Raw genomic sequence first — 13,445 nt, forward strand, 5'->3', positions numbered from 1 at the left:
TGCAAGTTTTTTTATGGAAATTGAGGAGGTCACACCATGAGATATTTTAAAAAATCCAGTAAATTAGATTATGTAAGCTATGATGTACGAGGTCCTGTGTTAGAAGAAGCAGATAAGATGGCAGCAAGAGGCATTGATATTTTGAAGCTAAATACAGGGAATCCTGCATCTTTTGGGTTTAAAGCCCCCAATGAAATTATTCATGATTTAATTACGAATGCCAGAGATTCTGAAGGATATTCTGATTCTAAGGGGATTTTTTCAGCCCGTAAAGCCATTCAACAGTATTGTCAGTTAAAGGGCTTTCCAAATGTTGGGGTAGAGGATATTTATACAGGAAATGGTGTCAGTGAATTAATTACTATGTCTATGCAAGGCTTAATAGATGATGGGGACGAAGTGTTGGTTCCAATGCCAGATTATCCTTTGTGGACAGCGGCGGTGACTCTGTCTGGCGGACGTGCGGTTCATTATATTTGTGATGAAGAAGCAGAATGGTACCCAGATATTGCAGACATTAGAAATAAAATTACTCCTAGAACGAAGGGGATTGTGGTGATTAACCCAAATAATCCCACGGGAGCATTGTATCCGAAAGAATTACTAGAAGAAATCGTTGAGGTTGCGAGAGAGCATCAGTTAATCATTTATGCTGATGAAATTTACGATCGTTTAGTTATGGATGGCTTAGAGCACATATCACTGGCTTCTTTAGCACCGGATGTTTGTGTCATTACATTTAACGGTTTATCTAAATCCCATCGTGTGGCTGGTTTCCGTTGCGGTTGGATGATTATTAGTGGTGAAAAAAAATACGTCCAAGATTACATAGAAGGCTTGAACATGTTAGCTTCTATGCGTTTATGTTCCAATGTATTATCCCAACAAATTATTCAAACAGCACTAGGAGGTCATCAAAGTGTGGATGAATTATTATTACCTGGTGGTCGGATTTATGAGCAACGTGAATTCATCACGAATGCCCTAAATGATATTCCTGGGATTAGCGTGAAAAAACCAAAAGCGGCCTTTTATATTTTCCCTAAAATTGATGTGGCACGGTTCAATATCACCGATGATGAACAATTTGTCTTAGACTTTTTACATGAACATCATGTATTACTTGTTCATGGTAAAGGGTTTAACATGAATACGCCAGATCATTTTAGAGTGGTTTATTTACCTGAAGTGAAGGAACTACAAACCATGACGACAAGTTTAGAACAATTTTTAAGGACATACAAACAAAAATAAAAAATGAGTCGACGTCTTTAACAGGCGTCGGCTCATTTTTTATGACACAAGAGCAGTGCATTGTTTTTTACTTACAACCACTCTGCCTAGATACTTATCTGCTAATTCATCGCTAGGGTTGTTAACTACAATTAATACAGCGTTTTCATATACTTTTTCGATGATTCCTTCAAACGGTTGTTCGTTCCATATAAATGTGACCCGATTCATTTCGTCCATATCAAAAACACTCCTATTTTTGTACAATTTGTGATAGTTATTTATCAAAAAAATACCTTGGGATGATTATAGCATGAAATGTTGTCAGATGGTATATAAAAATGTGTTTTATCCTATTTTATAACCACTATTATTAAAAGAGTTCTATAATATTCTGGATAGATGTATAGTCCAATTCTTGACTAAAAGGGAAAACAGTGATAATTTTAACATAAATCTTATACAGAAAGAAGTTATGACAATGAAAACATTTGTTTACGCAGATAAGTTCTTTTTACATTCAGGTGTCGCACAAGCTGGTTATTTAGATATTACTAACGGTGTCTTTGGTAACGTGCAAAGAAGTCGCCCAACAGGAGAGGTAACCATTATTGATCATACAGGCAAATGGATAGCGCCAGGTTTAGTGGACACACACATTCATGGCTTTATGAATCATGATGTGATGGATAATGATGCTGAAGGAATAAAAGCGATGTCAGAAGGGTTGTTATCTTGTGGTGTGACGTCTTTTTTACCGACGACTTTAACCTCAAGTAGAGAACAGCTAACAAAAGTGGCAACCACTATTGGAAAAGTTAAGGATGATGTAAAAGGGGCTAAAATTCAAGGCATTTACTTTGAAGGACCGTTCTTTACAGAAGAATACAAAGGGGCTCAAAATCCAGGGTATTTCTCAGATCCAAGCCTAGAGGTTTTCAACGAGTGGCAAGAAGCGTCTGGTAACAACATCAAAAAAATTGCTATGGCGCCTGAGAGAGAAGGTTCTCGAGACTTTATTAAAGAAGTCACGAACCAAGGTGTGGTTGTCGCTCTAGGACATAGCAACGGTACTCTTGAAGAAGCGACGGCAGCTGTAGAATCAGGAGCAAGCGTCTTTGTTCATACGTTCAATGGTATGCGTGGGCTTAATCACCGGGAACCTGGGATGGTTGGAGCGGCAATGACACTTCAAAATGTTTTCTCTGAGCTGATTTGTGATGGGCACCATGTTCATCCAAAAGCCGCTAGCGTATTAATGGAAAAAACAGGACATGACCATGTGGCATTGATTACGGATTGTATGATGGCTGGAGGAATGCCTGATGGTGAGTACATGTTAGGCGAATTCCCAGTTGTTGTAAAAGACGGGACAGCGCGGATGATGGAAGGTAACTTAGCAGGAAGTATCTTGAAATTAAAAGAAGCCATTAAAAATGTAGTGGATTGGGATATTGCTACACCAGAAGAAGCGATTATGATGGCAACCTTAGTTCCTGCTGTTAGTTGTAAAATAGATGACGTGTGCGGTAGCATTAAAGACGGCCGTGCTGCAGACTTTATTGTCTTATCAAAAGATTTAGATTTAGAAGCAACATACCTAGACGGAGAATGTCGTTATCAAGTACAATAGAATAAATACACAAAAAGAAGAGTTTTCCTCTTCTTTTTTTATTAGGAGGTAGTAAGTATGTATGAAAAACGTGTGAATCGAGTGGTAGAAGAAATGGTAAAACGTCAGCAAGGCCAGTTATTGGTATCTGATCCGGCGACTATTTTTTATTTAACAGGGAAAATGATTGAGCCAGGTGAGAGGTTAGTCACGTTGGTACTAAAAGAAGATGGCAATCATGTTGCTGTGATTAATCGTCTGTTTCCTGTCAAAGAAGAAGAAGTGGGTATGCCAATTGTTTCTGTTGATGACACTGATGAGGGAATGGGAATGGGTATTTTAGTAGAACAACTTGATCCAACCGTAACCATTGGCGTGGATAAACACTGGGCAGCGCATTTCTTACTAGATTTAATGAACCGTGTAAAACAACCTTTGTCACATTTTAATATAGGGTCAAAAATTACAGATGAATTAAGAGCAGTTAAAAATGCGGATGAAATAGCTAAGATGAAAGAGGTGTCCTTAGACAACGATACAGTAATGGGACATATTGCTGCTAAAGTTGTTGAGGAACTAACAGAAGAAGAGATGACAAAAGAATTAGCTAAACTCTATCATGAGCAAGGTAATTCAGGCTTTTCCTTTGATCCAATCGTAGCTTATGGAGCTAATGGGGCAGACCCGCATCATGAGAATGACGATTCTACAGTTAAAGTAGGAGACAGTATCATTGTTGATATTGGTGGCGTGAAAAATGGCTACTGTTCAGATATGACACGTACCTTTTTCTATAAAGAAGTCTCTGACAAGAGCCGTGACGTATATGAAACGGTCTTAGAAGCCAATTTACGTGCGATTGCCATGGTAAAACCAGGGGTTAAATTAAGCGCAATTGATGCAGCTGCACGTGATTACATCACTGAAAAAGGATACGGTGATTATTTTACTCACCGTACGGGTCACTTTATTGGTATTGAGTGCCATGAAGCAGGAGATGTGTCAGGTATTAACCATGATACCGTAGAGCCAGGAATGATTTTTTCTATTGAACCAGGCATTTATTTACCAGGAGAAGTTGGCGTGAGGATTGAAGACTTAGTACTTGTGACGGAAGAGGGTTGTGATGTATTGAATCACTATCCAAAAGAATTGACATTACTAGGTTAAAAAAGATTAAGAGGATACTGTCAGAGTGTCCTCTATTTTTATAAGGAGTGATAAAATGGCACGACCAAAGACAAAGCAAGAGATACTAACGCAAAGTAATGAGGACTTTGATGCTTTGCTTACGCTGATTGAGGGGTTATCTCCATTGGAAGAAGAGACGCCCTTTGATTTTACAGATCAACCTAATAAAAAAGAAGCACACTGGCAGAGAGACAAAAACACACGAGATGTTCTTGCTCATGTATTAGAATGGCAACGCCTCTTAATCCGGTGGCTAGAGGATAACCAACAGGGAAAGTCTCGTCCTTTCTTACCCGCTCCCTATACTTGGAAAAATTACGCAGAGATGAATCAATGCCTCTGGGAAGAGTGCCAAGGGGTCTCTTTTGAAGAAATCAAAGAACAGTTAGAATGGACGCATCGACGAACGATGGCGTTAATTGATGGTTTTGAAGAAGAAGCCTTAGTAACTAAAGCGTATTTTACATGGACTGGAACGACTAGCGTGGCAAGTTATTGTACGTCATCAACTACCAGTCACTATCAGTGGGCCATGAAAAAAATAAAGGCTCATAAAAGGAGTGTAAAAAAAGCAAATGATTCTGTATAAAGAAAATATTAGCATTGCCTCGGATCAAATCGAAGGACTGTACAATAGCGTGGGATGGGTAACGTACACTAATGATATGGCAACGTTATGTCGAGGTATCAGTCGGTCTCTCTATGTCTTAACGGCATGGGATGACGAACGGTTGATTGGATTAATCAGAGTCATTGGTGACGGGGAAACGATTATTTATATTCAGGACCTTTTAGTCAATCCAACGTACCAACAGCAAGGTGTTGGAGAGAGATTGATGACTAAAACATTAGCGGTTTACAAGGGCATCAGACAAAAAGTACTCTTAACAGAGGATGCCCCATTGGTGAGACATTTCTATGAAAAAAATGGGTTTGTCTCTTGTGATCAAGGTGGTATTGTATCGTTTTATAGAGAGTACTAAAAGGAAATAGCCAGATAAAAATGATTTGTTATCTTACTTATTTACTTATGATTCGTTAAATGGTATTGTCAATTTATGTAAAGGTACTGGATAACAAGAGGAGGAGACTAAGGATGGATAAAAATCAAAGGCATGCCATTATCAAACGAATAATTGATGAAAATCAAATAACCAAACAAAGTGATTTGATTGAGTTATTGATTAATGAAGGAGTTCTTGTGACACAAGCGACGATTTCTAGAGATATTAGAGAATTAAATATCGTAAAAAGTCCTAATAGTGACGGTCAAGTATGCTATAGAATACTGGCGCAAGGTAGTCGACCAACAAAAATTCGTTCGGATGAAGAACGACTAAAACATGCTTTGGAAGATTCCGCTGTTTCTTTGACTCAAATTGAGTTTATCAATTTGTTAAATGTTTTACCAGGAAATGGTCAAGTAATAGGGGTATTGATTGATAATATCCGAGAAGACGTGACGGAAATTGTTGGCTGTTTGGCTGGAGACGATACGGTTCTCATTTTATCTAAGACAAAAGAAGATGCGACACATATTAATGACTACTTAACACAATTTTTAGTTCATGGGTAAAAAGGAAGGAAAGACATAAGTCCGTCTTTTTTAACTAGAATTACAAAGTGAGATTTGTTATAATACGGTGAATAGATTAAGTACTTGTTGGTGACACCATTGAGAGAAGCGAACCTGGGATAGTGAAAGCCAGGACAATGACTAAAAGGAAACGCCTCTATTTTCAGACATATAGATATAGGTAAAGTGGTTGAGGTTATCAACAACAAGAGTGGTACCGCGGATTAATTATTAAATTCGTCTCTTATGATTATTCATAAGAGGCTTTTTGTATTCATTTTTAAACATTGAGAGGGGAAACAACATGGATAACAAACAACAAATCGTTGCAGATTTACAAAGCGTTGTCGGAGAACATTTAAACGCAGAAGATATCTATCAAGCATTAGAAGTACCAAAAGTAAGTTCACACGGAGACTTTGCTTTTCCAACATTTTCATTAGCTAAAGTATTCAGAAAAGCACCAAAAATGATTGCTGAGGAGTTAATAACACAGCTTCCAACGGATCATTATGAAAACTTAGTCGCAGTGAATGGTTATATTAACTTCTTCTTGAAAAAAGAAGACATCAGCAATAGTGTCTTAACAACAATTGTGACAGAAAAAGAACATTACGGAGACGCAGACTTAGGCCAAGGTGGAAACATTCCTATCGATTTATCATCACCAAACATTGCTAAACCAATGTCAATGGGACATTTACGTTCAACAGTTATTGGTAACTCATTAGCTGAAATCGTTGAAAAAATTGGTTACAACCCAATTCGTATCAATCACGTAGGTGATTGGGGCACGCAGTTTGGTAAGTTAATTGTTGCTTATAAAAAATGGGGTTCTGAAGAAAAAGTCCAAGCTGAACCGATTCAAGAATTATTAAAATTATACGTTCGTTTCCATACAGAAGCAGAAGAAACACCTGAGTTAGAAGACGAAGGTCGTGCTTGGTTCAAGAAATTAGAAGACGGGGACGAAGAAGCCACAGAATTATGGACATGGTTCAAAGACGAATCATTACAAGAATTCAAAAAAATCTATAAAATGTTGGGCATTGAGTTTGATTCTTATAACGGGGAAGCCTTCTATAACGATAAAATGGATGAAGTTATCCAATTATTAGAAGAAAAAGACTTACTTGTATCGGATCAAGGAGCTGACATTGTTAGTTTAGAAAAATATGACCTAAATCCAGCATTAATTCGTAAATCAGATGGGGCAACGTTATATATCACGCGTGACCTAGCCGCTGCTATTTACAGAATTAATAATTATGACTTTAAAGAAGCGTTATATGTTGTAGGGAACGAGCAATCGATTCACTTTAAACAATTAAAAGCGGTTCTAAAAGAAATGGGTTATGATTGGTCAGATAACATTCATCACATTCCTTTTGGTTTAATCACATCAGGTGGTAAGAAATTATCAACTCGTAAAGGAAATGTTATTTTACTTGAAGAGGTATTAAACGAGGCAATCAACGCGACCAAAGAACAAATCACAGCTAAAAACCCAACCTTAGAAAACAAAGACGAGGTAGCTCATCAAGTAGGTGTTGGTGCTGTTGTGTTCCACGATTTGAAAAATGATCGTATGAATAGTTTTGATTTTAACTTAGATGAAATCATCCAATTTGAAGGAGAAACAGGTCCTTACGTTCAATACACTCGTTCTCGTTGTGAAAGTATTTTAAGAAAAGCAGAATGGACGGTTCCTTCTGACTTACCTACTCTTGCTTTAAACGATGAAGATTCATGGGAAATTATTAAAGTGTTAAACATCTTCCCAGAAAAAATTGTGGAAGCGTCACGTAAATATGAACCATCAGTTATTGCTAAATATTTAATTGATTTAGCTCAAAAATTCAACAAATACTATTCTAAACATAAGATTTTAGCTGAAGACGAGCAAAGAGAAGCACGCCTTGCTCTTGTTTACTCTGTATCAGTTGTTATCAAAGAAGGTTTACGTTTACTCGGCGTAGAATCACCAGATATGATGTAATTAAAAAAGGATAACCCCAAGTTGGGTTATCCTTTTTTTGTGTTTAGTAATACTTCATAAAGTGGGGAGTGAGACCAGTCTGAGGCAGTCTCAGTAAAGTAGAGAGTTTGCCAGTTCTGAGTCTTTTGAGCAGAAGGATTTAAGTCTGTTACCCAGGAAGGATAAACCCGCATGCCCATCTTTCCTTTTTGTGAGTCTGTTTGAAGAATGCCTTGCTGTCGTAATACCTCTTTTGGAAAAGTAAATACCCCTTCTAATTCACCATCTATAACAAAGACCAACAAGCTATCAGGGCTATTTTGATAAGAAAAGGCTTGATTAGTGTTTGATTCATCTTTTTCCCAAAAGACAACAAAATAGCCTTTTTTAGTGGGTGTTTTTTTTGCCAAACGACTTCTAAAGGAATGTTGCTGAAGTTGAAAGCTCACTCCTTCGTATTCAGCATTTTGGTCTTCATGTTGCACCTCTTTGATTGGTGGGAGTTGGCATGTTTCTAAATAAGAAGCTAAAAGAGTGAGGCTTTTGTTGGTCATCATATGTCCTCCTTTTCAATGAAAAAAGCTATCCTGTGACAGATAGCTTTTTTATTAAGAATGCCAAGTCATTAAATACTCGGCTTCACCTGTTGCCTCATCCACGCTTTCTTCAGCTATAATAAAGCCTTTAGAAAGATAGAAGGCAAGAGCTTGTTTATTTTGTTTGTAGACATGGAGAGATAATGTCGTAGCCTCTTGCTGAGCGACGTCAAGCAATTGTGTTCCAATCCCATCCCCTTGCCTCTTTGGATGGACAAAAATACCTGCAATATAAGTCTCTATTAGTCCGATAAAGGCAATAAGAGAGCCTTCTTCATAGTACCCATAAATCTGAGCTTGAGGGAATAAGCCCTTAACAAGCTCGTAATTATGTTGCCAGTAGGTGGCGGGGATAAAATCATGTGCTTGTTTATTGGTATCAAGCCATAGGTCACAAAGTTGTGTTAATTCCGGTTCTTTTAATGGTGTTACTTTTTTTATCATGAGGGTATCATCCTTTCAGTGGTGTTCTAGTGAGTCTGAAAAGAGTCCTATCTAGGCATTAAGCCACCTCCTAAAATATTAAGAATTATCTGCTAAGATGTTTGAAGCCAGAGAGCCTTCTAAATACTGCTCGAAAAAAGGGATAATGGTTACTTCATAGGTCTCTGAGTCGTCACGATATAAATGGGAGGGAATCACCATAACGTGATTGTTAGAAGCTAGAATATAGTCATTATCAATGGATTGTGCGACAAGTTGATAGTCGGTTAATTCTTCCGCGGTCCACACATCCTCTTCTGCCAAAAAGGCTAAATTCTGTAGAAATAGAGCCTGTTTTTCTGATGTTCCAAAGAGAAGATACTCATGAAAAGAGTTAATTTGAGCTTTAGACAAAGCATCTAAAAAGCCATCAGTCGTTGTGGTCGCTGGTAACGAGTGTAAACATTCTTCAAACGTCATGTTTCTTCCTTCTTTCTTTATTTTTTATTTTCGATGGTGACATTAAAGTTGACTGTGTCAGACCCTAAACTTTTTCCTTGCATATCAACAGCTATTGGCATGGGTTCGTCTTTGTCATAAACAGGCGTGACTTGATAGCGAATCGTCTCTCCGTTGTCCGCTGCTTTACGAACCATGTTTTCATATTTGGTCATAAAAGGCGTATTTACTGGGTTTTGATAGAGAGTTACTAGGTTTTTAGGATCGTCTCCACTTCCTCCCATTTGTCGTCCGATTAAATGACCTCTAGAATGATTATGAGGATCTAATCCAGAGATAAAGCCTGGTGGTTTAATCTCTTGTCTTGCGCTCGTACCAGTATTGATCATATCAGGTTTAATCAAGGCATTGGCTTGAGTTGGTCGGCCATATTTGTCGTAATCACCATAAGTAATCCAGCCTTTTTTACTATCTTTTAATTCCTTGTTAGAAAACTGGGCAGATCCATGTTCAATCGGTCCAGGGTTATCTCCTGATTGTGACCCTTTTGAAGGGGATGTCTTAGGTGCTTCTGTCTGAGAGTGTGATTGCCAGTCGAAGAGATTCATGACTTCATTTGGCATCTGAATCCCAATATAACCTAATACAACCACAACAAGGGTTAAGATGAAGCTACCTCTTGTGCTTAGTTTGATTTTGTTCTTGTTTTGTTTCTTTTTTTGAGCCATAGTGACCTCCTTAAGTATGTTCATATTATACGAGATGTTGAGAGAAAGAACAAGCGTTCGTTTTTTTCGTTTTTGTGGCAGATAAGACTTAAAATGAAGATTTTGCTATAATAAGGTATGTTAAAAAGGAAAGGGAGGATATATCATGAGTTACGTAGAAGTAAATAATGTGTATAAACGATATCATATGGGGGATAATGTCATAGTAGCGAATAATGGTGTCTCGTTTTCCATTAATGAAGGTGAATTTGTGGTGATTTTGGGTCCCAGTGGGGCGGGAAAATCGACCGTATTAAATATTTTAGGAGGCATGGATAGCTGTGATGAAGGTGAAATCATTGTAGATGGAACAGATATCGCTAAATTTAATGCCAAACAATTAACAGGGTATCGCCGGGTTGATGTGGGGTTTGTTTTTCAATTTTATAACTTAGTTCCTAACTTAACCGCAAGAGAAAACGTGGAACTAGCCTCTCAAGTCGCGCCAAATGCTTTAAATGTGGATGATGTGCTACAACGAGTGGGATTAGATCACAGAAAACAGAATTTCCCAGCCCAATTATCAGGGGGAGAACAGCAACGTGTGGCTATTGCTCGTGCTTTAGCTAAAAACCCTAAATTATTGTTATGTGATGAGCCTACGGGAGCCTTGGATTTTGAGACAGGAAAGCAAATTCTAGGGATATTAGAAGACACGTGCCGAGAACAAAAGACAACAGTGATTGTTATTACACATAACTCAGAAATTGCAAAAATGGCAGACAGAGTCATTCGCATTAATGATGCCAAGGTAAGAAGCGTGGAGATGAATGAGACGCCATTACCAGTGGCAGAGATAGAATGGTAGGTGGAAAAGGAATGAAGAAAAAAGCCTTAAGAAAATCAACCATGAGAGAAATCTTCGCATCAAAAGCCCGCTTTTTTTCTATTCTATTAATTATATTATTAGGCGTTTGTTTTTATGCAGGGATAAAAGCAACAGGACCAGACATGGTCAATACAGCAGATACGTACTATAAGGAACAACAACTAATGGAGACAAAAGTGGTATCACCTCTTGGTATCACAGAGGATGATATTAAAGCAGCCCGTCAAAGTAAAGGGATAGATATCGTTGAACCAAGTTATTCATTGGATGTGACACAATCTAATAGTCAACGTGTTGTAAAGCTTATGTCTTATAATCAAGAAAACAAAGAATCCTTGAATCAACCGGTTGTTATCGAAGGACATCTTCCTGAAAAAGAAGGTGAGATTGCGATGGACTACCGAAGCAAGGAACTAAATGACGTGAAGATTGGGGAGACGTTGACTTTCGATGTGGATACGGATGAGGAAGTTTCTCGTGCTTCTTACAAGGTAGTGGGCTTTGTTAACAGTCCATTGTTTATTGACCGCGTTTCCCGGGGGAATACCATGGTTGGAAAAGGGACCGTTGATTATTTTGGTTTAATTCCTGAAACAAACTTTTTATTGGACCGATTCACCGAACTCTATGTGACGTACGCGTCAATGACCGAGCAAGTAGCTTATGGCCCGTCCTATGAAAAAGCATACACTGAATATGAAAAAAACTTAAAGGAGCAGTTGAAAGATCGGCCAGAAGAAGAAATCGCTAAGATAAAAAAAGAAGGGGAAAAAGAGATTGATAAAGGCCGACAAGAGCTTAATAAAAGTAGCAATCAGTTGAAAGAAGGCGAAGCTGAGTTGCGTCTTGCTCGTCAGCATCTTGATGACCAAAAGAATCAGTTAGAACAGGGAAAAGCGTTAGGTATGCCAGTGTCTAAAGAGCAAGAACAGATAGTAGAAGAGGCAGAGAATACCCTGTTAACAGAAGAAAAAAAACTAGAAGATAGCAAAGAGGCGTTAGAAAAAGCTGAAACAGAGTTACAGGACAAAGAAAGAGAACTCTCAGAGTTGAGTGCTCCTGAGTATTTGTATTTTAGTCGGCATGATAATCCGTCATTCTCTGAATTTGAAGACAATGCAGACCGTATTTCTTCGATAGCCACTGTATTTCCAGTCTTCTTTTTTCTTATTGCGGCATTAATTTGTTTAACAACTATGACGCGTATGGTAGATGAGAAGAGGGGCGAAATCGGCACGCTTAAAGCATTAGGTTACACGAACTGGGAAGTGGCTCAAAAATTTATTGTCTATTCTACTTTGGCCAGTGTTATAGGGACAGGGCTAGGATTAGTCATTGGGTTTAACTTATTCCCAACAGTTATTTTTGATGCTTACCGTAACTTATATAATTTACCTCCTGTGATTGTCACTTATTATGCAAGTTACACCATTCAGTCCATTGTGGTTGCTTTGTTATGTACCTTATTGTCCTCATTGATTGTCTTAAGGGTTGACTTGTTGAGTACCCCTGCTGTTTTAATGAGACCCAAAGCGCCAAAACCAGGAAAACGCATCTTTTTAGAGCGACTACCTAAAGTATGGTCGCGCTTTAATTTTAATCAAAAAGTGACAGCTAGAAACCTGTTTAGATACAAACAACGCATGCTTATGACGATTCTAGGGATTGCTGGTTGTATGGCAATGATTTTAACAGGATTTGGCTTAAAGGATTCTATTGGGGACATTGTTACGAAACAATTTTCAGATATTTGGCATTACGATGCTTCTGTTTATCTAGACAGAGATGATATGGAACAAAGCATAGAAACCTACGAAGCAAAACGGGACGGCATACCGGAAGTGTCAGAGCATTTAATGATGTCTCAAAAAACTGTAGATGTGGTTAAAAAAGGCATGACGAGTCAAGAAGTGATTATTGATATACCCAAAGAATCAAAAGAATTAACTAAGTTCATCACATTTAAAGACCGGGTATCAGGAGAAGGGTATGAACTAGATGACACAGGTGTTATTATTAATGAAAAGTTAAGCCGCTTATTAGAAATTAAGGTGGGGGACACGCTAAGTATTAAAGATGCAGACAATCAAGAGCATCAGGTGAGAGTGTCACAGATTGTGGAGAATTATGCCATGCATTTTATGTACATGACACCAACTTATTATGAAACAATTTTTAAAGAATCCCCAGTGTTCAATGTGGATTACCTCTTGTTTAATAAAGAGTTATCTAACAAAGAAGAAGAGCAACTGTCGAAGAAACTAATGGAAGAAGAAGAAGTGATGACGGTTTCTTATACAAGCAAAATCGGTGAAGCCATGGATGATACGATGGAGAGTTTAAATATTGTTGTGTGGGTTTTAATTGTTTCTGCAGCGATGCTAGCTTTTGTGGTGTTATACAATTTAACGAATATCAACATATCTGAACGTATTAGAGAGTTGTCAACGATTAAAGTACTAGGTTTCTACGATAAAGAAGTCACCATGTATGTTTACCGAGAAAATAATATTCTAACGGTGCTAGGCATTCTGTTAGGTTTTGTTCTTGGAAGGCTCCTTCATGGCTTTGTCTTAACCACAGCAGAAGTTGATATGATGATGTTTCCAAAAGACATACATTTAGTGAGTTACCTCTATTCGACTTTACTAACGGTCTTGTTTTCTACGATTGTGATGCTAGTGATGCACCGTAAATTACGAAAAGTAGACATGATTGAAGCATTAAAATCAACGGAATAATTAGAAAAAATGAGTAAAGATGTTCCTTCATATAAGGAGC

The 13,445-nt window shown here is 37.9% G+C and carries 14 protein-coding genes; 9 read left to right on the forward strand and 5 right to left on the reverse strand.

The window, feature by feature from the left end; translation table 11 throughout:
- The first annotated feature begins 36 nt into the window (after nucleotides 1–36).
- Nucleotides 37–1,254 carry a pyridoxal phosphate-dependent aminotransferase gene (locus ACVWM0_RS01880; RefSeq protein WP_476472961.1) on the forward strand — a complete coding sequence of 406 codons (1,218 nt, stop codon included), beginning with the start codon at nucleotides 37–39 and terminating at the stop codon, nucleotides 1,252–1,254.
- Between the two features lie 39 nt (nucleotides 1,255–1,293).
- Here the strand turns inward: ACVWM0_RS01880 and ACVWM0_RS01885 are convergent, their stop codons facing one another.
- Nucleotides 1,294–1,473, reverse strand: a complete 180-nt coding sequence (locus ACVWM0_RS01885; protein WP_476472962.1) for a DUF2187 domain-containing protein — start codon at nucleotides 1,471–1,473, stop codon at nucleotides 1,294–1,296.
- Between the two features lie 241 nt (nucleotides 1,474–1,714).
- Between ACVWM0_RS01885 and nagA the strand changes: the two genes are divergently transcribed.
- The 6 genes from nagA to argS all read left to right on the forward strand — a co-directional run bounded on the left by nagA (nucleotide 1,715) and on the right by argS (nucleotide 7,611).
- Nucleotides 1,715–2,866, forward strand: coding sequence for an N-acetylglucosamine-6-phosphate deacetylase (nagA, locus tag ACVWM0_RS01890; protein WP_476472963.1), 1,152 nt, complete (start codon nucleotides 1,715–1,717; stop codon nucleotides 2,864–2,866).
- Between the two features lie 57 nt (nucleotides 2,867–2,923).
- Nucleotides 2,924–4,015, forward strand: a complete 1,092-nt coding sequence (locus ACVWM0_RS01895) for a M24 family metallopeptidase (protein ID WP_476472964.1) — start codon at nucleotides 2,924–2,926, stop codon at nucleotides 4,013–4,015.
- Between the two features lie 55 nt (nucleotides 4,016–4,070).
- A complete protein-coding gene (locus tag ACVWM0_RS01900) occupies nucleotides 4,071–4,625 on the forward strand; it encodes a ClbS/DfsB family four-helix bundle protein (RefSeq protein WP_476472965.1) in 555 nt (184 codons plus the stop codon).
- Nucleotides 4,612–5,019, forward strand: a complete 408-nt coding sequence (locus ACVWM0_RS01905) for a GNAT family N-acetyltransferase (RefSeq protein ID WP_476472966.1) — start codon at nucleotides 4,612–4,614, stop codon at nucleotides 5,017–5,019. Before ACVWM0_RS01900 ends, ACVWM0_RS01905 begins: the two co-directional genes overlap by 14 nt.
- Nucleotides 5,020–5,132: 113 nt before the next feature.
- Nucleotides 5,133–5,612: an arginine repressor gene (locus ACVWM0_RS01910; protein ID WP_476472967.1), complete on the forward strand. Its 480-nt coding sequence runs from the start codon at nucleotides 5,133–5,135 to the stop codon at nucleotides 5,610–5,612.
- Nucleotides 5,613–5,916: 304 nt separating this feature from the next.
- Complete coding sequence (gene argS, locus ACVWM0_RS01915; RefSeq protein WP_476472968.1) at nucleotides 5,917–7,611, forward strand: arginine--tRNA ligase; 1,695 nt, start codon at nucleotides 5,917–5,919, stop codon at nucleotides 7,609–7,611.
- Between the two features lie 26 nt (nucleotides 7,612–7,637).
- Here the strand turns inward: argS and ACVWM0_RS01920 are convergent, their stop codons facing one another.
- The 4 genes from ACVWM0_RS01920 to ACVWM0_RS01935 all read right to left on the reverse strand — a co-directional run bounded on the left by ACVWM0_RS01920 (nucleotide 7,638) and on the right by ACVWM0_RS01935 (nucleotide 9,796).
- Nucleotides 7,638–8,147: a MepB family protein gene (locus ACVWM0_RS01920; protein WP_476472969.1), complete on the reverse strand. Its 510-nt coding sequence runs from the start codon at nucleotides 8,145–8,147 to the stop codon at nucleotides 7,638–7,640.
- A 51-nt stretch (nucleotides 8,148–8,198) separates the two neighbouring features.
- The gene (locus tag ACVWM0_RS01925) at nucleotides 8,199–8,630 is read right to left on the reverse strand and encodes a GNAT family N-acetyltransferase (protein ID WP_476472970.1); all 432 of its coding nucleotides are present in this window, start codon (nucleotides 8,628–8,630) and stop codon (nucleotides 8,199–8,201) included.
- 78 nt (nucleotides 8,631–8,708) lie between these two features.
- Complete coding sequence (locus ACVWM0_RS01930; RefSeq protein WP_476472971.1) at nucleotides 8,709–9,089, reverse strand: hypothetical protein; 381 nt, start codon at nucleotides 9,087–9,089, stop codon at nucleotides 8,709–8,711.
- 17 nt (nucleotides 9,090–9,106) lie between these two features.
- Nucleotides 9,107–9,796 (reverse strand): DNA/RNA non-specific endonuclease, encoded by a 690-nt coding sequence (locus tag ACVWM0_RS01935; protein ID WP_476472972.1) that lies wholly within the window; start codon nucleotides 9,794–9,796, stop codon nucleotides 9,107–9,109.
- A gap of 145 nt (nucleotides 9,797–9,941) precedes the next feature.
- Between ACVWM0_RS01935 and ACVWM0_RS01940 the strand changes: the two genes are divergently transcribed.
- Both ACVWM0_RS01940 and ACVWM0_RS01945 read left to right on the forward strand, forming a co-directional pair.
- Complete coding sequence (locus ACVWM0_RS01940; RefSeq protein ID WP_476472973.1) at nucleotides 9,942–10,643, forward strand: ABC transporter ATP-binding protein; 702 nt, start codon at nucleotides 9,942–9,944, stop codon at nucleotides 10,641–10,643.
- Nucleotides 10,644–10,654: 11 nt separating this feature from the next.
- The gene (locus tag ACVWM0_RS01945) at nucleotides 10,655–13,405 is read left to right on the forward strand and encodes an FtsX-like permease family protein (RefSeq protein WP_476472974.1); all 2,751 of its coding nucleotides are present in this window, start codon (nucleotides 10,655–10,657) and stop codon (nucleotides 13,403–13,405) included.
- Nucleotides 13,406–13,445: the final 40 nt, after the last annotated feature.

The sequence above is a fragment of the Vagococcus sp. 211 genome (genome assembly GCF_056322705.1).